General features: G+C 64.7%; 17 protein-coding genes. 3 read left to right on the top strand and 14 right to left on the bottom strand.

Features of this window, described 5'->3' with window-relative positions; translation table 11 throughout:
- Nucleotides 1–43: 43 nt before the first annotated feature.
- The 8 genes from metE to ppsA form a co-directional block, all read right to left on the bottom strand.
- Nucleotides 44–2,338, bottom strand: coding sequence for a 5-methyltetrahydropteroyltriglutamate--homocysteine S-methyltransferase (metE, locus tag ABGV18_RS02340; protein ID WP_396584638.1), 2,295 nt, complete (start codon nucleotides 2,336–2,338; stop codon nucleotides 44–46).
- Between the two features lie 98 nt (nucleotides 2,339–2,436).
- Nucleotides 2,437–4,701: a sensor domain-containing diguanylate cyclase gene (locus tag ABGV18_RS02335; protein WP_396584637.1), complete on the bottom strand. Its 2,265-nt coding sequence runs from the start codon at nucleotides 4,699–4,701 to the stop codon at nucleotides 2,437–2,439.
- A gap of 251 nt (nucleotides 4,702–4,952) precedes the next feature.
- A complete protein-coding gene (locus tag ABGV18_RS02330; RefSeq protein ID WP_396584636.1) occupies nucleotides 4,953–5,108 on the bottom strand; it encodes a hypothetical protein in 156 nt (51 codons plus the stop codon).
- 146 nt (nucleotides 5,109–5,254) lie between these two features.
- On the bottom strand, nucleotides 5,255–6,178 hold the full coding sequence (locus ABGV18_RS02325) for an ROK family protein (RefSeq protein ID WP_396584635.1): 924 nt from the start codon (nucleotides 6,176–6,178) through the stop codon (nucleotides 5,255–5,257).
- A gap of 122 nt (nucleotides 6,179–6,300) precedes the next feature.
- Nucleotides 6,301–6,798 carry a thiol peroxidase gene (tpx, locus tag ABGV18_RS02320; protein ID WP_396584634.1) on the bottom strand — a complete coding sequence of 166 codons (498 nt, stop codon included), beginning with the start codon at nucleotides 6,796–6,798 and terminating at the stop codon, nucleotides 6,301–6,303.
- 97 nt (nucleotides 6,799–6,895) lie between these two features.
- A complete protein-coding gene (locus tag ABGV18_RS02315; protein WP_396584633.1) occupies nucleotides 6,896–7,366 on the bottom strand; it encodes an HAD family hydrolase in 471 nt (156 codons plus the stop codon).
- Between the two features lie 2 nt (nucleotides 7,367–7,368).
- Nucleotides 7,369–8,481, bottom strand: a complete 1,113-nt coding sequence (gene apbC / locus ABGV18_RS02310; protein WP_396584708.1) for an iron-sulfur cluster carrier protein ApbC — start codon at nucleotides 8,479–8,481, stop codon at nucleotides 7,369–7,371.
- 66 nt (nucleotides 8,482–8,547) lie between these two features.
- A complete protein-coding gene (gene ppsA / locus ABGV18_RS02305; RefSeq protein WP_396584632.1) occupies nucleotides 8,548–10,941 on the bottom strand; it encodes a phosphoenolpyruvate synthase in 2,394 nt (797 codons plus the stop codon).
- 166 nt (nucleotides 10,942–11,107) lie between these two features.
- On the opposite strand from ppsA, the gene ABGV18_RS02300 reads away from it, so the two are divergent.
- On the top strand, nucleotides 11,108–12,052 hold the full coding sequence (locus tag ABGV18_RS02300) for an MBL fold metallo-hydrolase (RefSeq protein ID WP_396584631.1): 945 nt from the start codon (nucleotides 11,108–11,110) through the stop codon (nucleotides 12,050–12,052).
- Nucleotides 12,053–12,155: 103 nt separating this feature from the next.
- Here the strand turns inward: ABGV18_RS02300 and ABGV18_RS02295 are convergent, their stop codons facing one another.
- The 4 genes from ABGV18_RS02295 to ABGV18_RS02280 form a co-directional block, all read right to left on the bottom strand.
- Nucleotides 12,156–12,371: a hypothetical protein gene (locus tag ABGV18_RS02295; RefSeq protein ID WP_396584630.1), complete on the bottom strand. Its 216-nt coding sequence runs from the start codon at nucleotides 12,369–12,371 to the stop codon at nucleotides 12,156–12,158.
- Nucleotides 12,364–12,885 (bottom strand): hypothetical protein, encoded by a 522-nt coding sequence (locus ABGV18_RS02290; RefSeq protein WP_396584629.1) that lies wholly within the window; start codon nucleotides 12,883–12,885, stop codon nucleotides 12,364–12,366. The genes ABGV18_RS02295 and ABGV18_RS02290 overlap by 8 nt, the downstream gene beginning before the upstream one ends.
- A gap of 220 nt (nucleotides 12,886–13,105) precedes the next feature.
- Nucleotides 13,106–13,834: a pirin family protein gene (locus tag ABGV18_RS02285; RefSeq protein ID WP_396584628.1), complete on the bottom strand. Its 729-nt coding sequence runs from the start codon at nucleotides 13,832–13,834 to the stop codon at nucleotides 13,106–13,108.
- Complete coding sequence (locus tag ABGV18_RS02280; protein WP_396584627.1) at nucleotides 13,831–14,832, bottom strand: glutathione S-transferase C-terminal domain-containing protein; 1,002 nt, start codon at nucleotides 14,830–14,832, stop codon at nucleotides 13,831–13,833. Before ABGV18_RS02280 ends, ABGV18_RS02285 begins: the two co-directional genes overlap by 4 nt.
- A gap of 223 nt (nucleotides 14,833–15,055) precedes the next feature.
- Between ABGV18_RS02280 and ABGV18_RS02275 the strand changes: the two genes are divergently transcribed.
- Entirely contained in the window at nucleotides 15,056–16,306 is a 1,251-nt protein-coding gene (locus tag ABGV18_RS02275; RefSeq protein ID WP_396584626.1) for a YeeE/YedE family protein, read from the top strand.
- Between the two features lie 39 nt (nucleotides 16,307–16,345).
- On the opposite strand, the gene ABGV18_RS02270 is transcribed toward ABGV18_RS02275, so the two are convergent.
- Nucleotides 16,346–17,017 carry a hypothetical protein gene (locus ABGV18_RS02270; protein WP_396584625.1) on the bottom strand — a complete coding sequence of 224 codons (672 nt, stop codon included), beginning with the start codon at nucleotides 17,015–17,017 and terminating at the stop codon, nucleotides 16,346–16,348.
- Between the two features lie 194 nt (nucleotides 17,018–17,211).
- Here ABGV18_RS02270 and ABGV18_RS02265 point away from each other — a divergent pair, with 194 nt between their 5' ends.
- Nucleotides 17,212–19,017, top strand: coding sequence for a Na/Pi symporter (locus tag ABGV18_RS02265; protein WP_396584624.1), 1,806 nt, complete (start codon nucleotides 17,212–17,214; stop codon nucleotides 19,015–19,017).
- 125 nt (nucleotides 19,018–19,142) lie between these two features.
- On the opposite strand, the gene katG is transcribed toward ABGV18_RS02265, so the two are convergent.
- Nucleotides 19,143–21,362 carry a catalase/peroxidase HPI gene (gene katG / locus ABGV18_RS02260; protein ID WP_396584623.1) on the bottom strand — a complete coding sequence of 740 codons (2,220 nt, stop codon included), beginning with the start codon at nucleotides 21,360–21,362 and terminating at the stop codon, nucleotides 19,143–19,145.
- Nucleotides 21,363–21,495 lie beyond the last annotated feature (133 nt).

Raw genomic sequence — 21,495 nt, 5'->3', positions numbered from 1 at the left:
AGGTGCGCGGAGTGTAGACCCCGCCACGCCCACGTGAATCGCTTTATTCGCGACCATAATCGCGGCGCAGATCGACCGCCGCAGCGACCAGATTTTGCAGCGCGGCTCTCACTTCCTCCCAGCCGCGTGTCTTGAGACCGCAGTCGGGATTCACCCACAGCCGTTCCACCGGCACCTTGTCCAGTGCCAGACGCAGGCGATCGACCATCTCCTCCACGCTCGGCACCAATGGAGAGTGGATGTCCCAGACACCCGGACCGATCTCGTTGGGGTACTCGAACTCGGCAAACGCATCCAGCAGCTTCATGTTCGAGCGTGTCGTTTCGATGGTGATCACATCGGCATCCAACCCGGCAATCGCATCGATGATGTCGTTGAACTCGCTGTAGCACATATGGGTGTGGATCTGGACGTCATCCGGTGCCACCGCGGTGGCGAAGCGAAACGCGCGCACCGCCCAGTCGAGATAGCCGTCCCAGCCGGCGCGGCGCAGCGGCAACCCTTCGCGAAAGGCCGGCTCGTCCACCTGGACCGCCGCAATGCCGGCGGCGCTGAGATCCGCGACCTCTTCGCGCAATACGGCCGCGAGTTGATACGCCACCTCCTCACGCGACAGGTCATCGCGAACGAACGACCACGAGAGCATCGTGACCGGGCCGGTAAGCATTCCCTTCACCGGTCGGTCGGTGAGTGACTGAGCATAAGTGCTCCAGTCGACGGTCAGGGGACGAGGCCGAACCACGTCGCCCCAGATGATCGGCGGCTTGACGCATCGCGAGCCGTACGACTGCACCCACCCGGCGCGGGTGAAGGCAAAGCCCTCCAACTGCTGGCCGAAATACTCGACCATGTCGTTGCGCTCGGGCTCGCCGTGTACCAGTAGATCGAGGCCCAATGACTCCTGCTCGCGGATCGTGTCGGCGATCGCCTCGCGCATCGCCTGCTCGTAGGCAGTGGTATCGATTTCCCCGCGGCGATGTGCGCGGCGTGTCGCACGAATCGCGTCGGTCTGCGGAAACGAACCGATGGTCGTGGTGGGAAGGGTCGGCAGGTTCAATCTCGCGCGTTGTGCCGTCGCCCGTTCGGCATACGGACGCGCACGTGCCGGTTTCTCGGTGAGCGATCGGGCCAACTGCTCGCGCCGCACCGTATCCTGGCGGCCATCCAATGCCTCCAACCGTAGACGGGCCTCGGTGGTCGCCTCGATCTCGTGCGCGATCGCCTCGCGGCCCTCGGCCAGCCCGCGGGCCAGCAACGCCAACTCGTCGAGTTTCTGCCGAGCAAAGCTCAGGTTCGCGGCCAACGCGGGCGGCAAATCGGTTTCCTCACCGGCATCCAGCGGCAAATGCAAAAGCGAACAGCTCGGCGCCAACCACAGGCGTTCGCCCAGCCTCTCGTAGAGCGGCTCGAGTCGATCGAGCAGCGCGGGCAAGTCCGCCCGCCAGATCGAACGCCCGTCGAGGACGCCCGCGGAGAGCACCTTGAACGCCGGGAGCCGATCCGCCAGGGCGTCGAGATCATCACCGGCGGACACGTCGACATGCAACCCATCGACCGGCAAGGAGGCCAGCAGGGCCAAGCGCCCCTCGATCGGCGAGAAATAACTGGCCAACAGCAGCCGCAGCCCCGGCGTTTTCAGACGGTGGTAGACCGGTTCGAATGCCGCCAGCCAATCCGCTGGCAAATCCAGCCCCAGGATCGGCTCGTCGAGCTGGACCCACTCGGCGCCGAGGGCTGCAATTTCGCTCAATAGCGTGGCGTAGGCATCGGCGAGCTCCGGGGCGCGCCGCAGGCGTTCTTCGCGACTGACACCCGCGCTGAGCCAAAGGAAAGTCAGTGGACCGATCAGCACCGGCTTGCTGGCCGGGTCATCAGCGAGCGATTCGCGTATCTCCGTCAGCAGCCGATCGGCATCGAGTCGAAACGGGCGGGTCGCATCGAGTTCGGGCACCAGGTAGTGGTAGTTCGTATCAAACCACTTGGTCATCGCCAGCGGCGCGAGACTGCCCTGCTCGGACGGCTTCCCGCGGGCCAGGGCAAACAACGAGGCGATATCGTTGGGCAGGTCGCCGAAGCGATCGGGCGCCTGCCCGAACAGCAGGCAGAGGTCCGCCATGCCGTCGTAGAAGGTGAAATCACCGCACGCCGGTCGCTCGACGCCCGCCCCGCGAAACCACTGGCGTGACTCGGCCCGTACCTCACGGGCGGCGTGCTGCAGGGCATCGGCGTCGATCTCGCCGCGCCAGTGGCGTTCCAGCGCCCACTTGAGCGCGCGCTCACGTCCGATGCGGGGAAAACCCAGGATGTGCGTAACGGGGTACGTGGTCGTAGCGGGCATGTCGATTCCTTTGTGATTCGGGCGATAACGTCACCCTATCGGAATGCAACATGCATTTCGTCGCACACTATTCCTTGATTGTATTATTTCTATTCATCTCATGACGAGCCAGTCGGGTTCTCCAGGTCCGTGTGGAAGGCAACCGACTCGTCCTTTGCCCCCTTGGCCCCCTTGGCCCCCTTGGCCCGATACATGGCGGCATCCGCACGGCGCATCAGGCCCTCGAGGGTGTCGGCATCTTCGGGGAAGCGAGCGAAACCGATCGATGCCTGGACGTGGACCAATTGCGCCGTGCCACTGAGCACCATGGGCTCGCGCAACTGCTCGAGCAGCGACTCGCCCAACCGGGCAATGTCCTCGTTACCGTAAACGCCATAGAACACCACCACGAACTCGTCGCCACCCAGGCGCGCAACGATATCCTCCCGCCGACCTACCTGGGAAAGGCGCCGTCCGACTTCCCGCAACACCTCGTCACCGACGTGATGGCCGAGGGTGTCGTTGATGGGCTTGAAGTCGTTCAGATCAACAAACGCCAAGGCGATGCCCACGCCCTCGCGAATCGCGTGCAGGCGAGCCTGCTCGCAGCGCTCCTCGAGGCCGGCGCGGTTAAGCATGCCGGTCAACGGATCATGTAGCGCACGATGGTGCATGGCCTGCATGCGGCGATGACGGGTCGTGACATCGCTGATCACGGCAACGTAGCGACTCACGCGTTGTTGATCGTCACGGTTCAGGTCCACCGACCAGGCCAGAACACACTCCCGCCCATCCGGCAGTCGACAAGCCACTTCCTCGATCCAGCGGCCCCGCTCTCGCAACCCGCGCACGCAGGACGCAAGCCGTCGCCGACTGCGATCCAGCGGTTCGGGAATGGTCAGCCGCTCGCCGACCAGTGCCTTGCTCGAATGGCCCAGCAATCGCTCGAAGGCCGGATTGACCGCCAGTACCCGGCGATAACGGTCCAGAATGATGATGGAATCCCCCGCCCCTTCGAACACCGCGGTAGCCAGCCCCTCCAACTGCTCTAAGGCCTGCCGATCGGACAGATCGATCAGGGTGCCGACCAGCCCCGCTTGCCCGAACGACGCCGCCGTCACCGGCTCGACTCGCATCTCGGTCGGGACCACCGTCCCGTCGCTGTGTATCAGGCGAGTCGCCAGCACCACCCGGTCACTAAGCGAGGGACCGGATGGGACTTGTTCGGGCTGACGCATCCGCTCGGTGGCCTCACGGATCGTACGCCGCTCGTCTGCAGGGAACAGATTCAGCCACTGCTCCCCGATCACTCCCTGCGCGGAGCGACCGACCATGCGCTCGTACGCCGGGCTGATATAGATCAACTGCCCTGTCCCGTCCGTGCGGAACACCGCGTCACTGACGTTGGAGGTAACGTCGCGCAGCAGACGCTCGGAGTCGACCAACAGCCGTTGCTGCGCCTGCCAGCGCACGGCGAGCCACATCACGAGCAGCCCCACCAGCAGAGACACCAGCTCGACGATTCGAATCAACCGGGTGACCATCGTGCTCGGTTGACTGAGCTGCATGGCAAACTGCCATTGCCCATCCAGCGCAATCACCGGCGCTTTCAAGGTATCGTCGTGCCCGAAAAGCTCAGGGGGACCAAGAAAAACCGCTCCCTCGGCCCCAAGGCCATCCATCCCCCGCACGGCCAGCGTGCCCTGGGCCAGCCGGTCGGACACACCGGCCGCCTCGAACAGGCGCATCAGGTCGATCGGGGTGGAAACCATGCCCCAATACTCTTCCTCCCCGTTCCCGTCCCCGTCACCATCGAAATACACCGGCACCCGGTGGATGACAGCGTAGCCGCCCTTTGCCAGTTCATAGGGGCCACTGAGCACGGGCTTACCACTTTGCATCACCCGTCGCACCAACTTCCCCTGAACCGGATCGGCCGCGATATCCGTGCCAATCGCCAGCTCGTGACCCGCCAGCGGGATGCTGACCTGGATCACGTTGTCCGGTGCAAGGGAGATGGATCGAATGCCGGGGGTGTGCTCGAGCATGCGCTGGGCAACGGCTCGCACGGCAGGTTGGTCCAGCCCGCGGTTGGCCTCGATCATCGCCCCGACCCCCACGGACACCTTGGAGGCCTGATTGAGCTGGGATTCGATGCGGGTACGGATCTGAGCCAAACTGTTGAGATCGGCCTGCAAGGCCGCTGTGGTCAGCTGCCGTTCGACCACCCAAGTGGTCGCAAGCAATACGCCACTGACCACGAGGCCCGCTGCCAGCGGCGGCAGCGCCCGGCTCAGGCGGGCAAAAAAGGGCCAGGGGCCGGGCCTGGACGACGGCGAGTTGCGCTGATTTTCGACCGACTGGCCGGCGTCGAGGCTACCCACTACCGATCTCCCTACTTGACGCTAATTAACCTATCGAAAGAGTCTAGCTTATAGCGGAGGGATTACTGATAGCCTGGCTGCCATGGTCGGGATTAGTTGCCAGCACCAGACATAACAAAGCCGACGCCTGAAAGCGCCGGCTTTGTCGACTCGTGGGCTGAACCCTTCGTGGGCTGAACCCTGGCCGTGAAGAAATGGCCGGGCAGACCTGAAAGCCTCAAGCCTTTCCAGCCATTTTTTTCGGGCCCGTGTCAGCTGTGCGGATGTTGGTGTTGCTGTTCGTCTTCCTGGGCGTGCTTGGCTTCGCCGGACCTTTTCCACAGCACCCAGAACGCGTACAGCGGCATGCCAACGATGCCGATCATGGCGATGATGCTGATAAGTAAAATTTGCAGCTCGATATCCATGACAATCAATCTCCAATTGTTTGATCGCATGACCGCCTAGGGTCAGGCCGGGTCATCTCTCTGAATCTAGACCCTGCTTATGGACCTATCAACCCAGAAGATCACTGAGGTATTTAGCAACCGAGTTCCACTGGCTCCAAATGGCGTCAACGCAGGCGTCTACCAATGGAGTCACCCAGAAAAGCCGCGCCGCGTACGCCACTGGAATCACCGAAACGAGGGGCGACCAACCGGGTGGTAATCGGGTCGGAGAACACGAACCCGTCCCACTGCCGCGGCACGCTTTCATACAGCCGCTCGACGTTGGACATCCCGCCTCCGAGCACGATCACGTCCGGGTCGAACAGGTTGATCACGTGGGCCAGTGCGCGGGCCAGTCGCGCTTCATACCGCGACAGGCTCGCTTGTGCCGCCGTGTCCCCTTCCAAGGCACGGGCAACGATGGCTTCGCCATCCAGACGCTCACCGGTCCGCTTGGCGTGGTCCCGCTCGAATGCCGGCCCGGAGAGCCATTGTTCGATGCAACCGCTCAGGCCACACCAACAGGCCGGACCGGGCGACTCGGCCTCATCGGGCCACGGCAGCGGGTTATGTCCCCATTCGCCGGCAATCGCATTGCGGCCGACCAGCACGCGGCCATCGACCACCAGGCCGCCGCCCACGCCGGTGCCCAGGATCACGCCGAACACCGACTCAGCACCCGCCGCGGCCCCGTCATCCGCCGATTCGGACAACGCCAGGCAGTTGGCGTCGTTGGCCATCAGCACCTCGCGTCCCAGGCGCGCTTCGAGGTCACGTTTCAGCGGTCGATCGTTGAGCACCACCGAGTTGGCGTTCTTGACCAGGCCGGTCCGCGGCGAAATCGTGCCGGGGGTGCCCACCCCGATGCCGTCGGATCGTCCGCATTCGCGCTCCGCGCGTTCGATCAGTGCGGCCATGGTCTCGACCGTGCCGGCATAATCGCCCTTCGGCGTGGGCTCACGTTCCCGCCAGCGTATGCGGTTATCGGAGGCAAGCACCGCGACCTCAATCTTGGTGCCCCCCAGGTCGACACCCAGTCGGTTGCTCATTGGCTCGTCCCAATTGATCGAAAACAAGTCGGCCCGGTCGCGACCCGGATTGTCATCCGCTCACGTGCCGGGCCTGATATCAACCACGCGCCCCGCTGTTGCCGGGCACGGCCTGACTCGGATCAGAGCGCGCCAAGGGCGGCATCGTAATCCGGCTGGTCGGCAATCTCGCCGACCTGCTCGACGTAGCGCACGGTGTTGTCGGCGTCCAGCACCACGACGGTACGGGCCGCCAGGCCGGCCAGCGGACCATCGGCGATGCGCACACCGTAATCGTCGAGAAAGGCCGGGTGACGGAAGGCCGAGAACATGGCCATGTTCTCCACGCCCTCTGCCTCGGCGAAACGGCCTTGGGCAAACGGCAGATCCATTGAGATGCCGAGCACGACCGTATCGTCAAGCTCGCCGGCACGGCGATCGAACTCGCGTACCGATTTGGCACAGGTGCCCGTGTCGAGGCTCGGGAAGATGTTCAGCACCTTCTTCTTGCCGGCAAATGCCTCCAGCCCCTTGTCGGCGAGATCGCTCGCGGTCAGCGAGAAGGCGGGTGCCTTGTCACCCACGGATGGCAGTGTGCCGGCGACGTTGACGGGCGAACCTTTGAATGTGACTTGGGACATGTGTTGTCTCCTTTATCTTGGCCAGTGGTACTGGCTGAAATGACTGTTGGAATCGTACGAAATGGCGGCGACCATCGGTCTGGGTCGCCGCCCGATATCAGTTGCGCAGCGTCGCGATCAGCCGCTTGGGTTTCAAGAGTAGATCAAGGGCGCTGTTGATGTCCGGACAGATCACGTCACAGGCATCGAGCGCATGCCGCGAGAGCCCTTCGGGCTGCATCACGCCGAGACCGAGCACGGCCTCGGCCAACATCAGTGCATCGTTGCGGCCATTGCCGATGGTGACGCACTCACGGGCCGAGAGCGTGCGCACGTAACGTTGCTTGGCCTCGTCCTGGAGATGATCGGTCAGCGTGGAGAGCGTCACCGGCAGATCGACCAGTCGCGCTTCGACGTCACCGTAGGTGTCGGCGGTGATCACGTGCACGTCCATGTGCTTGGACAACTCGTGTAGGCGCTCGCCCACGCCTTCGACCAGGGCGCCGTCGAGCGCCAGTGTGCCGTTGTAGTCGAGCACCAGGTGCGACAGGTTCAGGACACCCCGACTGGGAACTGTGATTTCCAGCATGTTTACTCCTCGATGACGATTTCTGGTCCGGTCTGATCCTGCGAGCGCACCGCCCGCCCGAGGCCGGCGGCCAACCGGCGGGCGGCCTGCCGATACGTGCCGGCCAAAGCACCGGTTGGGTCCTTTGCGACCGTCGGGGTGCCGGCGTCCAGGTCCTCGCGGATCCGCAGGTCCAAGGGCAGACGACCCAGCAATTCGGTGCCGTACTGGCGGGCGATCGCTTCGCCGCCGCCCTCGCCGAAGATCGCCTCGACGTGACCGCAGTTCGAGCAGACGTGCGTCGCCATGTTCTCGATCACGCCGAGGATCGGCACGTTGACCTTGTTGAACATGTTGATCGCCTTGCGCGCATCCAGGGTGGCGATCTCCTGGGGCGTGGTCACGATCACGCTGCCGGCCACCGGCACCTTCTGCGCGAGTGTCAGCTGCACGTCACCGGTGCCCGGCGGCATGTCGACGATCAGGTAGTCCAGACCGTCCCAACGGGTGTCGTTGAGCAACTGCATCAGGGCCGAGGTCACCATCGGCCCGCGCCAGACCATCGCCGATTCCTCGTCGACCAGGTACCCGATCGACATGGTCTGCAGGCCATGGGCCTCGACCGGGGCCATCGACTTGTCGTCCACCTGGCGCGGTTTCTCGTTGCTACCCAGCATGCTCGGCTGGCTCGGGCCGTAGATGTCGGCATCCAGCAGGCCCACCCTGGCCCCATCGGCCGCCAGGGCCAGGGCGAGATTGATGCTGGTGCTGGACTTGCCCACACCGCCCTTGCCGGAGGCCACCGCGATGATGTTCTTCACGCCGGGCAGTGGCTTGCCGTGCATGGCCGAGCCCTCGGGGGCAACAAAGGCCACCGTGACGGCGGGGTCGACCGAGGCATCGACGGTCGCGACGGCCTCACGAACCCGACTGGTCAACTCGGCCTCCCAGTCACCCGGCGGGTAGTCGAGCACGATATCGATCTGACACGACTTGTCGCGGCACTCGACGCGCTCGATCACCCCCGCCTCGGCCAGCGTCTGGTCGTTGTTGGGATCGTGAATCGCCTCCACCGCACGCTGGATCTCGGCGTTTCGGTCGTCGTTCACGTTGCGCTTCTTGCCGAACAGGCCCATCAATATCATCACCCCAATGTAAATGCGTCAGCGACAGGGTAGCAAAATCGGACCAATTTGGTCTTGTTATGCCAACCGCTTTTCGGCCTCGAGCACGGTCTGCTGCATGGGCAGGAGGCTGTCGGGATTGAGCGACAGGCTCGAGATGCCTTGCTCGACCAGCCACTCGCTGATCTCGGGGAAATCCGAGGGCGCCTGGCCGCAGATACCGATGTACTTGCCCTGCTCGCGGCAGGCGGCGATCGCCATGGCCATCAACTTGAGCACGGCGGGGTTACGCTCGTCGAGCCCTTCGATCAGCGAGGAGTCACGATCGACGCCCAGGGTCAACTGCGTGAGATCGTTCGAGCCGATGGAAAAACCATCGACGTGCTCGAGGAATTCCTTGGCCAGTAGCGCATTGGCCGGGATCTCACACATCAGGTAGACCTTGAGGTCATGTCGCCCGCGCTCGAGCCCCGCCTTGGTCATCAGGGCGAGCACCCGGTCAACCTCCTCGACACTGCGCACGAAGGGCAGCATCACCTGGGCGTTGGTCAACCCCATCCCCTCGCGCACCCGCCGCAAGGCCTCGCACTCGAGCACGAACGACTCGGCAAACGACTCGGCGTAGTAACGAGACGCACCACGGAACCCGAGCATCGGGTTTTCCTCGTGGGGCTCGAAGCCCGCCCCACCGACCATCGCGGCGTACTCGTTCGATTTGAAGTCCGACAGGCGCACGATCACTGGCCGCGGGTGGAAGGCCGCCGCAATCGTGCCCACGCCCTCGGCGAGCTTCTGGATATAGAACTCGCGGCGATCATCGAAGCCCACGGTATGCCGATCGATCTCGGCCTGCGTCTCGGCATCCAGCTGGTCGTATTCGAGCAACGCCCGGGGGTGAATCCCGATGCGGTTGTTGATGATGAATTCCAGGCGCGCCAGGCCCACTCCCGCCGCCGGCAATGAGGACAACCGGAAGGCCTGTTCGGGATCGCCGAGATTGATCATCAGATCGGTGCGCGTGGTTTCCGTCACCGAGTGGTCGATCCGCTCGACCGTGAACGGCAGCACGCCGCGATAGACATGTCCGGTGCTGCCCTCGGCGCAGGAGACGGTCACCTCCTCGCCATCGGGCACGCACTTGGTGGCATCGCCGCAACCAACGATCGCCGGGATGCCCAGTTCCCGGGCAATGATCGCCGCGTGACAGGTCCGTCCACCCCGGTTGGTCACGATCGCCCCGGCACGCTTCATGATCGGCTCCCAGTCGGGATCGGTCATGTCGGTGATCAGGATTTCGCCGTCGTCGAGCTTCGCCATTTCCGCCGAGGACTCGATCGTCCGGGCCCGGCCGGCGGCAATGCGCTCGCCGACGCTCTTGCCCTCCACCAGCACCTCGCCCCGTTCCTCGAGTCGATAGGTGGCGTGGGTGGCCGCCTCGCGCTGCGAGTGGACCGTCTCGGGGCGGGCCTGGAGGATGAACAGCTCACCGCTGTCACCGTCCTTGGCCCACTCGATGTCCATCGGGCGGAATTCCCCGGCCTGCTCGCTGTAGTGGCGCTCGATCTCCACGGCAAAGCGCGCCAGCGTCAGCACCTCCTCGTCGGTGATCGCGAACCGTTGGCGCTCATCGACCGGCACGTCGACGTTGCGAGTGGACGCGCCGTGACGGGCATCCTCGGTGTAGATCATGCGAATCGCCTTCTCGCCCAGCTGGCGCGAGACGATCGGGCACAGGCCCTCCTTGAGCATCGGCTTGAAGACGTAGAACTCGTCCGGGTTGACCGCCCCCTGCACCACGTTCTCGCCCAGGCCGTAGGCCGCGGTGATGAACACGGCATCCCGGAAGCCCGACTCGGTATCGATGGTGAACATCACCCCCGAGGAGGCCTTGTCCGAGCGCACCATCTTCTGCACCCCGGCCGACAGGGCCACCGCCATGTGATCGAATCCCTGGTGCACCCGGTAGGAGATCGCCCGATCGGTGAACAGCGAGGCGAACACGTGCCGGATACTGTCGATCAGGGCCTCTTCACCGGCGATATTGAGGTAGCTCTCCTGCTGGCCGGCGAACGAGGCGGTGGGCAGGTCCTCGGCGGTGGCCGAACTGCGCACGGCGACATCCGTGTTCTCGCCATAGTCGTGACCCAGTTCCCGGTAGGCAGCGACGATCTCCTCGGCCAAATCCTCCGGCACCTCTCCCTCGGCAATCCAGCGGCGGATCTGCCGACCGGCCTTCTCCAGCGCGGTCACGTCGTTGGTGTCCAGCGCGCCGAGCTCCTCGGTGATCCGATCCGTCAGGTCGTTGTGCCGCAGGTAATATCGATAGGCCTCGGCGGTGGTGGCGAAGCCATCCGGCACCCGCACGCCACGCTCGGCCAGCTGGGCCACCATCTCGCCCAACGAGGCGTTCTTGCCACCCACCGTGGCCACGTCGTTCATACCCAGTTCGGAAAATCGCCGCACAAAGCGCATTACAGCCTCTCCCTTGATCGTTTCCGGTCGCCGATATCGGGACGGTGACCCTGATTATGGCCTTGTGTCGAGCTTAGCACCGGCCGGGATCTCGTTGCGGGAACCTTTTCAACAATATTCGGTCTATCGAATGTACACTTGGCCGCACCCTTCACAGGAGATATCCATGCAACGACTCAGTGCCCTGCTCGCCGGCACCCTGGCCCTGCTGACCACGGCGCTCGGCCATGCCGATGGCGATGCCACCTACCAGCCGACCGCCGAGCCGGTCACCGACTCGGTGTACGCGATCATCGGGCCAACCGATGCGCGCACTTACGAGAACCACGGCATGAACGCCAACTACGGGGTGATCGTGACCGATGTGGGTGTGATCCTGATCGATTCCGGCCCCGGTGCGTTCAGTGGCCCGTACATCGAGCGCGCCGTCGCCGAGGTCAGCGACCAGCCGATCCGTTGGGTAGTGAACATCGGCGTGCAGGATCACCGCTGGCTGGGCAACGACTACTTCCAGCAACAGGGGGCCGAGGTCATCGCCTTCGAGAAGACCGTCGAGTCGCAGAAGGCATTTGCCGATCGGCACATGGAAGGCCGCCTTCCCGAGGCACTGGGCGAGCGCTTCGAGGGCACCAAACCGGCCTATGCCGACCGGGTCCTCGATGGCGAGGCCACCAGCATCACACTGGGCGGCACCGAGATCGAACTCTCCCTGACCAATGCCCATTTCCCGGGCGATGCGATGGCGTATCTGCCGGCCAGCGATGTGGTGTTCACCGGGGATCTTGTCTACGTCGACCGCTTGCTGGGCATCCATCCATGGTCGAACCCGAAAAATGGGCTGGAGGCCTTCGCCCGACTCGAGGAGATCGATCCGGAACACGTCGTCCCGGGCCATGGCCGCATCAGCGACATGGAGCGTGCGCGACGCGACAGCGGTGACTACTACGACTTCCTGGTCAACACCGTTGGCGAGGCGGCTCGCAACTTCGAGGCCATGAGCGATGTGATGAATGCCAACGACGACCTCGAGAAATTCAAGCACCTCGAGCACTACGACAGTTGGCATCGCACCAACATGAACCGGACCTTCATCCTGTTCGAAGGCATGTAAGAACCGCAAGAGCCCCCCGATCGTGTCGGCGGGGCGCCTGCAACGGAAAACGGGGCGTTGCGCCCCGTTTTTTCGTGCCTCACGCGAACTCGCCCGCTCAATACTATGCCGGGCGAGCCCTCTCGATCCGGCCCACCGCCAGGCGCTCATCATCGGCAAGAATTACCCAGTCCTCGCCGCGATCGGTGACCACGTCGATCACCCGAATACGCCGCCAACGGCCATCCAAATGAACCTCGGCGTGGCGCTTGTGCAGCGCCGCACCCTCGAGCACATCCAGGATGCCGCAACGGAAATCGGCCCCCGTCTCGTCAGCCACGGGCGGTAGCATCGCCCGAGCGACGATCAATCAGGTACAGCCCGAGGGCCATCAGGAAAAGTACCGGCAAGGCCGATTCCATCCCCTCCTCCAAGGCGAGCATCACCATCTCGATGTTCTCCGGCAGGGTGAGGTCGAACTGCACCCGCAGGATCGACGGGCCGCGATCGACCGCCTTGAGGATCGGCGATATCGCCACCGCGAACAGCGCCAGCCATCCCCAGGGGCGTCGCCAGCCACCGCGGGCGAACATCTCCCGTCCGCCCATCACCAGCAGCCAGATCAGCGTGATCGTCAGCCCCAGGGCGACCGCCCCGGCAATCAGCTTTTCGGCCAGCGGCACGCCGGTCATCTGGTAGTAATCCGACTTGAACAGGCTGTCGGTGGTGAACTTCTTGTGCCACCCTTCCTCGCGGGCCGCCAGCGCGGCGGCGATCACGGCCATGCCGATGCGACGGCCAAGCCCGATCGGTCTCGCGAACAGCAGCACCACGCCCAGAACCAACCAGAACACCGCACTGAGGTCTTCAAACCCGCCCGTTTCGCCAAACAGGGCGTCGGCGCGCTCGGGCGGTAGCACAGACCCAGGTAGACAAGCCAGGCGGCATAGGCCACCAGCACCAAGCCTGTCAGGGCAACGATGTAACGTTGATTCATGGAATGATCGTCCAAAAAAATCGCCATGCTACCCAGCCGCCCTCCTGGCGGCAACGCGGGCCATGGCCAGGCCGAGGCTAGTCCACGTACGGGCCACGCTGGCGGATCGGCTCGCCGTGCGGATGACCGGCCGCCACCATCACCTCGCTGTTCTCGGCGGCCTCAAGCTCGATCCGTGTCTCGGCGTCGAGGAAGGCGGCCTGCGCCGGGGAAAGAGACTGCCCGTTGACCCGCACCGCGCCGTCCTTCAGGTAGACAATCGCCCGCCAGCCCGCCGGCAACTCGATGGTGTGCCGACCGCCAACATCCAGCATCACGTGGCGATACAGGGCATCCGTCTTCAGACTTACCCGACCGCCCTCGCCGGCAATGCGCCGCTCGTGTCCGCCGTCGAAGGCGACCTCGGGCACGGTCTCGGCAGGGGACTCCTCGTAGGAGGGTTCGCTGGCCTTCAGTCGGCGCGGCAGGTTCACCCACAGCTGGATACCGCTGGTGGTCTCTTCGACCGAGGGCATTTCCGAATGGACGATGCCGGAGCCGGCCGTAAAACGCTGCGCCCCGCCCGGCCCCACGGTCGAGACATTGCCCAGATTATCGCGATGCTCGATCTCGCCACTGAATAGGTAGGTAATCGCCTCGAAGCCGCGATGGGGGTGCTCGGGGAACCCCGTTCCTGCGCCAAGCTCGAAGTGATCGAACATCACGAACGGATCGAAGTTCATGAACCCCGGTAACGGCAGGTGCCGTTTGACCCGCGCCCCGGCACCCTCGGCCATCACGGTGGCATCCCGGATCTCGATACTCACAGCAGCACCTCCCGCTCATCGCGATGAACACCCCGATGGTGGGGTTGGTCGAATGCGATCTTCGGTCCACGTGGCACGATCCCGGTCGGGTTGATCCAGTCGTGGCTGACGTAGTAATGGTGCTTGATGTGGTCGAGCCGCACCGTCTCGGCCACGCCGGGCCACTGGTACAACTCGCGGGTAAAGGCCCACAGGTTGGGGAAATCCGTCAGCCGATGACGGTTGCACTTGAAGTGGCCGTAGTAGACCGCATCGAACCGCACCAACGTGGTGAACAGGCGCCAGTCCGCCTCGGTGATCCGCGAACCTGTCAGGAAGCGTTGCCGGGACAGACGTTTCTCCAGCCCGTCGAGTGCCTCGAACAATCGGTCGAACGCCGCCTCGTAGGCATCCTGCGTGGTCGCGAACCCGGCGCGGTAGACCCCGTTGTTGACCTGCTCGTACACGGTGGCGTTGATCGCATCGATCGCCTCATGCAATTCCGTCGGGTAGTAATCGTCACGATTGCCGGTCAGGTCATCGAACGCCGAATTGAACATGCGAATGATCTCGGACGACTCGTTGTTGACGATCGTCTGGCGCTGCTTGTCCCAGAGCACCGGCACGGTGACGATGCCGCTGACGGTCGGGTCGGCCCGGGTGTAGAGCTGGTGGAGGTGATGCGCACCCATCTGGCTGTCCGGGGTGGCGCCCGGGAAGTCACCGAAGTGCCAGCCCTCCGCGCGCATGTGCGGATGGACCACGTCCACGCTGATCAACTCCTCGAGCCCCTTGATCGCGCGGAAGATCAGGGTGCGATGCGCCCAGGGACAAGCGTAGGAGACGTACAAGTGGTACCGCCCAGCCTCGGCGGAAAAGCCGCCCTCGCCACTCGGCCCCGGCGAACCGTCGGGCGTAATCCAATGACGGAACATCGAGTCCTTGCGGACGAACTCGCCGCCCTCGGACTCGGATTCGAACCAGTCGGTGTGCAACTTCCCCTCAACGAGCAGACTCACGTTATCCCTCCTACCACTGTGAGCGGCGGAGTATGGACCAGATTTTCGGTGACGTTGTCGAACTATTCGAAACCTTTGATTCGATATCCTGATATCGAATCAACTATCCCCGGCCAGCGACCTTATGCCCCGATCACGAGATTCTGTGGCAAAAACAACGTCCTGACGGGCATTTGGCCCTACCATGAGGGCTCTCCACTTCCCAAGACTCGATGACCGCCTCATGCCCCTGCTGTTCGACAACCCCTGGCTCACCCTGCTGGCCGGCGCCGCACTCGTCGGACTGGCCTTCGGCGCCATCGCCGCAGCCACCCGTTACTGCAACATGGGCGCGGTCTCCGACTGGGTACTGACCGGTGACCCGGGGCGGATGCGCGCTTGGCTGCTGTCGATCGCCGTGGCGATCGCCGGCGTCGCCCTGCTCGAGACCGCCGGGGTGTTCGATCTGGATCAGACCCGGGTCAACTACCGCGCCGCCGAATTCCCGTGGTTGCGCTACCTGCTCGGGGGGCTGCTGTTCGGGGTGGGCATGGTGCTGGCCGGCGGCTGTACCACCAAGACCCTGGTCAACATCGGCCACGGTGACATGAAGTCGTTGTGGGCCTACGCCGTGGTGGGTGTCACCGCCGCCGTGCTGCTTTACTGGCCCGAGGCGCGCTGGTTCATCGACCAGACGCTGGCCTGGCCGCACTTGAGTTTCGAGGCCGTCTCCATCGGCCATCAGGATCTGGGCGCCCTGCTTGCCGGTGTCGTCCCCGGCGGCACGCTGGAACACTGGCGTCTGGCCACGGCCCTGGCGGTGACCGCCGGGCTGCTCATCTGGCTGTGGCGGATGGATCACGCCCAGCGCATGCGCCGCGCGGACGTGATCGGCGGGCTGGGTATCGGTCTGGTGATCACGGCCGGCTGGCTATGGACCGGCTCACCCACCGGGCAGACCCTGATGAGCGAGGCGGCACTGGCCTTCGATCCACCCAAGGGCATGGGCACTCAGTCCCTGAGCTTCGTCGCCCCGGCCGCCGAGGTGCTGCGCCTGAGTGGGGGGCCCGCCATCGGTCTGGTTACCTTCGGCATCGTGGCCATGCTGGGGGTTATCGTCGGCGCCGGCGTCTGGGCCGTCGTGCGCGGCCATTTCCGGCTGCAAGGCTTTGGCGCCTGGGGGCAGTTCGCGTCTTACTCGGTCGGGGGTCTGCTGATGGGCGCTGGGGGGATCATCGCGATGGGCTGCTCGGTCGGCCAGGGACTCTCGGGCACTTCGACGCTGGCCCTGGGCAGCCTGATTGCCTTGGGCGGCATCGTGCTGGGCGCGTTCGTGACTCTCAAGATCATGCTCTACCGCGCACTCTACCCCGAAAGCCGCCGCCGCTCGCTGGCCTGCGCCTTGATGGCCGACCTGCGCCTGATCCCGAGCCGCTGTCACCCCTTCCGGGACGCGGACCCCACTGGCGAACGCCCCGCCGGCTGCTCGCGATAAGCCCGCGGGCTATTCGGGAATGGCACCCCGTTTGCCAACTCAGTCGGTCGCGGGCTCGATCCGCAACAGGGGCGCACGCCCCTCGACGAACACCCGTTCGGCCAGCGCGGCCGGGTAGTCCAGAGACACGCGTGAACTGGCCTCGAGCACGCGCGGCTCACCCCACTCGACCTCCCCCTCGTCGTAACGGGCGAGTCGATAGCCGAACGCCTCCTCCTCGTTGTTGACCAGCGTCAGTCGGGTCGTGATCTCGGGATTGCCCTGGCGACCGACCTGCCCCCGCACCCGTTCAATATTGCCCTGCACGTAGGGCGGCAGGCCGACGGACACGATCTGTTCGTTCAGCTTGATATTGACATGCGACAACCCGCTCAACACCTCGCCCGGCATGGCATCGAACACGATCATGTTCCGAAACGTCGTCACCGCGCCCACCTCGAGCTCACGGCAGCTGCGGTAACGCGTGTCCGGGAAGACGCCCGAAAGCGCCCAGGTGGCCCAGCCCGCGCTGCCCTCGCGCTCGGCGCTGCGGGTGCCGCGATCGCAATCGTCGGTGCGCACCTGGCTGGTGGCGAACAGCCCACGCGTCTCGCGTTCGCGGATATCGCCAACTTCGAGCTCGGCCTCGACTTCGGCCTGGCAACCCGTCAGCAGAGGGATCAGACCCATGCCGGCAAGCAACAGGGGCATCAGGACAGTACGACGTCGCATGGTGCAATCTCTCGGGCCTGGTCCATCCATGGGCCATCCATGGACTATCCGTGGCATACATGGGCCATCCACGGGCGATCCATCGGCGGGAAAGCGCCAAGGAAGGCCGCGCGGAGGGATTCGTTGGGGCCGAAGTCTAGCACCCGCGTTATCCAGCGCCCGCGCGGCGGCGCGTGCCGACATTTCGCGACAAGATGGCTATGATGAACATCATGAACATCCAGTTGACACTCACCTTCCTCGGCGGGGTCGGCCTGTTTCTGCTGGGCATGCGCCTGATGACCGACGGTCTCAAGGTCGCCGCCGGCGACGCGCTACGCGAGATACTCGCCCGCGGCACGGCCACCACGCCACGCGGCATTCTCTCCGGCATCGGCATCACCGCGGTCGTGCAATCGTCCTCCGCGGTGATCTTCGCCACGGTTGGCTTCGTCAATGCCGGGCTGCTAACGCTGTCCCAGGCCGTGGGCGTGATCATCGGCAGCAATATCGGCACCACGGCCACCTCCTGGCTGGTGGCGCTCGTCGGCTTCAAGGTCGATCTGCAGGCGCTGGCCCTGCCCGCCGTTGCCATCGGCATGCTGCTGCGCGTGACCGGCCAGGGCAAGCGGCGCGCCTACTTGGGGGATGCGCTCACCGGCTTCGGTATCTTCTTTCTCGGCCTGGATGTACTGAAGGCGAGCTTCGGTGATTTCGGCGACGGGTTTGATCTGGCTGCCCACACCGGCAGCGGCATCGGCAGTCTGCTGATGTTCGTCGCCATCGGCGTGGTCATGACCGCGGTGATGAACTCGTCAAGCGCGTCGCTTGCAATCACCCTCACGGCCGCCGGCGCCGGGTTGATCCCACTGACGGCCGCCGCGGCCATGGTGATCGGCGCCAACGTGGGCACCACCTCGACCGCCCTGTTCGCCGCCATCGGCGCCACCTCCTCGGCCAAACGGGCCGCCATGGCCCACGTCCTATTCAACATCGTGGTCGGGATCGTCGCGTTCATCGGCCTGCCCGCCCTGCTCTGGCTGGTGGCGCACGCCGCGCAATTGATGCGCCTGGAACCGGGGCCGGCCACCTCGCTCGCCATCTTCCACACCACCACCAAGCTTCTGGGCATGGCGATCTTCTGGCCGTTGACACCCCGGCTGGTCACCTTCCTGGAAGGTCGATTCCGCACCGCCGAGGAAGACGAAGGCCAACCACGTCACCTCGACCGCAACATCGCCAGCACCCCGGATCTGGCGCTCAATGCGCTGAACATGGAGTTGAAACGCATCGGCGAGATTACCCGTCGCGGTGCCCGGGATGTGGTCAGCATGGAAGGCTCGGCGGCGATCGAGCGGTTACGACGCGAACGCGCGATCGTGGATCGACTGATTCTCGCCACCGCTGAATTCAGCAACCGCGCCCAGTACGGCGAGATCCCGGAGTCGATTGCGGACGGCTTTCCGCTGGCCATGCGCATAAGCCGCTACTACGGTGATATCGTTGAAAATGTCGAGGAAATCGCGAAGATCGAGGGCGCGCTGACGACCCCGACCGACCCGGCACTCACCGAGGCACTCACCGAATTCCGGCGCGAAACCGCGCATTTCCTCGCCCTGGCCGACCCGGACATCGAGGGCTTCGAGATGAAGCCGATCAAGCGGGCAATCAAGGATTTTGCCGACGACTACCAGTCGCTCAAGGCGCTGCTGTTGCGCGCCGGTGCCGATAATCGGCTACCGGTGCGGCAGATGGTGGCCCGACTGGACGAATTGAGTCATGTGCGCCGCATCGTCGACCAGTCCTACAAGGCCGCCAAGTACACCCGTCGGTTGCGCAAGCAGCTTTACCGGCACCAGGACGAGGCCGGTGGCGTCGAGGACACCGACACCTACCGCGACGAGGCCGTCATGGAGATGACCGGCGCCGCCACCCCGTTGGCGACGACCGAGAACGACCCGTCGTCTCAACCGGCGGCCGCCCAACCGTCCACGCCTGGCGACGAAGACAAGCCACGGTAAACCCCGTGTCCAGTGGAACTGCTGACGCGCCTTGCCCGCCGACAAAAAAAGCCACCGGTCGTCGGGCCGGTGGCTTTTGTCGTAGAGGGGGTGACCGCCAGACTCCCACGACCTAGCCGGCGAAGTCAGCCGAGATCGCAACGTCCGCCGTTCATCACCTTGTTCCAGGCAGCCACGAAGTCCTTGACGAACTTGTGCTCGGCATCGTCCTGGGCATAGGCCTCGGTAATCGCCCGCAGCTGCGAGTTCGAACCGAACACCAGATCCAGGCGCGTGCCGGTCCACTTGAGCTCACCGGTCTGACGGTCCCGCCCTTCGTAGATGTCCTCGTCGGCGGCGGTCGGCTGCCAGACGACATCCATGTCGACCAGGTTGACGAAGAAATCGCTGGTCAGGGTGCCGGGCTCGTCGGTGAACACGCCGTGTTTGCTGTCACCGAAATTGGCGCCGAGCACGCGCATGCCACCGACCAGCACGGTCATCTCCGGCGCGGAGAGTCCGAGCAGTTGGGCGCGATCAACCAGCAACTCTTCTTCGGAGACGGTGAACTTGGCGCAACGATAGTTGCGGAACCCGTCTGCCTCCGGCTCGAGCGGATCGAAGGAATCGGCGTCGGTTTGCTCGTCGGTGGCATCCGTCCGCCCCGGGGCAAACGGCACCTCGACCGGATAACCCGCATCCCAGGCCGCCAGCTCGACGGCCGCGCAACCACCCAGCACGATCAGGTCGGCCAGCGACACGCGCTTACCGCCGTACTGGGCCGCGTTGAATTCTGCCCGGATGCCCTCCAAGGTTTTCAGCACCCGCGCCAGTTGATGGGGCTCGTTCACGGCCCAGTCCTTCTGCGGGGCCAGCCGGACGCGTGCGCCGTTGGCGCCGCCACGCTTGTCCGACCCACGGAAGGTAGAGGCCGACGACCACGCGGTGTAAACCAGTTCACGTACGGTGAGGCCCGCATCCAGAATGGCCGCCTTGAGTTCCTCGGCATCCTGCTCGTCGATCAGCACGTGGTCGACCGGCGGGACCGGGTCCTGCCAGATCAGATCCTCGTTCGGCACGTTCGGGCCGAGGTAGCAATCCTTCGGCCCCATGTCGCGGTGGGTGAGCTTGAACCAGGCCCGCGCGAAGGCATCGGCGAATTCGTCCGGGTTGTTGTGGAAGTGCTCGGCGATCTTGCGGTACTCGGGGTCCTCGCGCATCGCCATGTCGGCGGTGCTCATCATGATGCCGACGCGTCGGTTCGGGTCCTCGGCATCCGGGGCGTGGTCCTTCTCCGCCAAGTTCTTTGCCGTCCACTGCCAGGCACCGGCCGGGCTCTTGGTCAGCTCCCAGTCGTAGCCGAACAGCACGTCCAGGTAGGACATGTCCCACTTGATCGGCGTCGGCGTCCAGGAGCCCTCCAGCCCACTGGTAATGGTGTCGCGACCCTTGCCGGAACCGTAGCTGCTCTTCCAGCCCAAGCCCATCTCCTCGACGGGTGCGGCTTCCGGCTCCGGGCCGACATGCGCCGCATCGCCGGCGCCGTGCACCTTGCCGAAGGTGTGGCCACCGGCGGTCAGGGCGACGGTCTCGTAGTCGTTCATCGCCATGCGCTCGAACGTCTCGCGGATATCCTTGGCCGAGGCGAGCGGATCGGGCTCGCCGTCTGGGCCTTCCGGGTTGACGTAGATCAGGCCCATCTGCACGGCGGCGAGCGGGTTTTCCAGCTCGCGATTGCCGGAATATCGGCTGTGCGGCTTGTCGCTGGTGGCGAGCCACTCTTCCTCGGCACCCCAATAGATATCCTCCTCGGGTGCCCAGATGTCCTCACGGCCGCCACCGAAACCGAAGGTCTTGAGCCCCATCGACTCGAGCGCCATGTTGCCGGCCAGGATGTAGAGATCGGCCCAGGAAAGCTTGTTGCCGTACTTCTGCTTGATCGGCCACAACAGCCGGCGGGCCTTGTCCAGGTTGGCATTGTCCGGCCAACTGCCGATCGGCGCGAAGCGCTGGTTGCCGGTGGATGCCCCGCCCCGGCCGTCGGCGGTCCGATAGGTGCCTGCCGAGTGCCACGCCATGCGAATCAGGAATGGGCCGTAGTGACCGTAATCCGCCGGCCACCACTCCTTGGAGTCGGTCATCAGGTCGACCAGATCCTTCTTCACCGCCTCGAGATCAAGTTTCTTGAACTCCGTGGCGTAATCGAAATCCGCGCCCAGCGGGTTCGACACGGCGGTGTGCTGGTGCAGGATGCCGAGGTTGAGCTGGTTCGGCCACCAGTCCTTGGCGCTACCACCGCCACCGCCCATCCGGGTGCGGCTGCCGTGCATTACCGGGCACTTGCCTGCGTTCGCGTTCTCGCCCATTTCCTTCTCCTCGTGGTCTTGGTGGAGGCCGACCGGTCACAGTCCGACTCTCCAGGTTCGCTCGTGCGAAAGGCCCCGGCGGGGAAGCCCCCGTCCGGGAAGATCGTGGTGACCACGCACACCCATCCGGATT

This window comes from Guyparkeria halopsychrophila (genome assembly GCF_044582135.1).
Lineage (GTDB): Bacteria > Pseudomonadota > Gammaproteobacteria > Halothiobacillales > Halothiobacillaceae > Guyparkeria.
This window is presented reverse-complemented; position numbering and strand designations above follow the sequence as displayed.

What these genes read in the sequence shown, in the direction of transcription:
- ABGV18_RS02325 (WP_396584635.1), bottom strand. Translation starts at nt 6,178, where the DNA reads ATGAGCAACCGACTGGGTGTCGACCTGGGGGGCACCAAGATTGAGGTC.
- metE (WP_396584638.1), bottom strand. Translation starts at nt 2,338, where the DNA reads ATGCCCGCTACGACCACGTACCCCGTTACGCACATCCTGGGTTTTCCC.
- ABGV18_RS02275 (WP_396584626.1), top strand. Translation starts at nt 15,056, where the DNA reads ATGCCCCTGCTGTTCGACAACCCCTGGCTCACCCTGCTGGCCGGCGCC.
- tpx (WP_396584634.1), bottom strand. Translation starts at nt 6,798, where the DNA reads ATGTCCCAAGTCACATTCAAAGGTTCGCCCGTCAACGTCGCCGGCACA.
- ABGV18_RS02265 (WP_396584624.1), top strand. Translation starts at nt 17,212, where the DNA reads ATGGCTATGATGAACATCATGAACATCCAGTTGACACTCACCTTCCTC.
- katG (WP_396584623.1), bottom strand. Translation starts at nt 21,362, where the DNA reads ATGGGCGAGAACGCGAACGCAGGCAAGTGCCCGGTAATGCACGGCAGC.
- ABGV18_RS02300 (WP_396584631.1), top strand. Translation starts at nt 11,108, where the DNA reads ATGCAACGACTCAGTGCCCTGCTCGCCGGCACCCTGGCCCTGCTGACC.
- ABGV18_RS02330 (WP_396584636.1), bottom strand. Translation starts at nt 5,108, where the DNA reads ATGGATATCGAGCTGCAAATTTTACTTATCAGCATCATCGCCATGATC.
- apbC (WP_396584708.1), bottom strand. Translation starts at nt 8,481, where the DNA reads ATGGGCCTGTTCGGCAAGAAGCGCAACGTGAACGACGACCGAAACGCC.
- ABGV18_RS02315 (WP_396584633.1), bottom strand. Translation starts at nt 7,366, where the DNA reads ATGCTGGAAATCACAGTTCCCAGTCGGGGTGTCCTGAACCTGTCGCAC.
- ppsA (WP_396584632.1), bottom strand. Translation starts at nt 10,941, where the DNA reads ATGCGCTTTGTGCGGCGATTTTCCGAACTGGGTATGAACGACGTGGCC.
- ABGV18_RS02270 (WP_396584625.1), bottom strand. Translation starts at nt 17,017, where the DNA reads ATGCGACGTCGTACTGTCCTGATGCCCCTGTTGCTTGCCGGCATGGGT.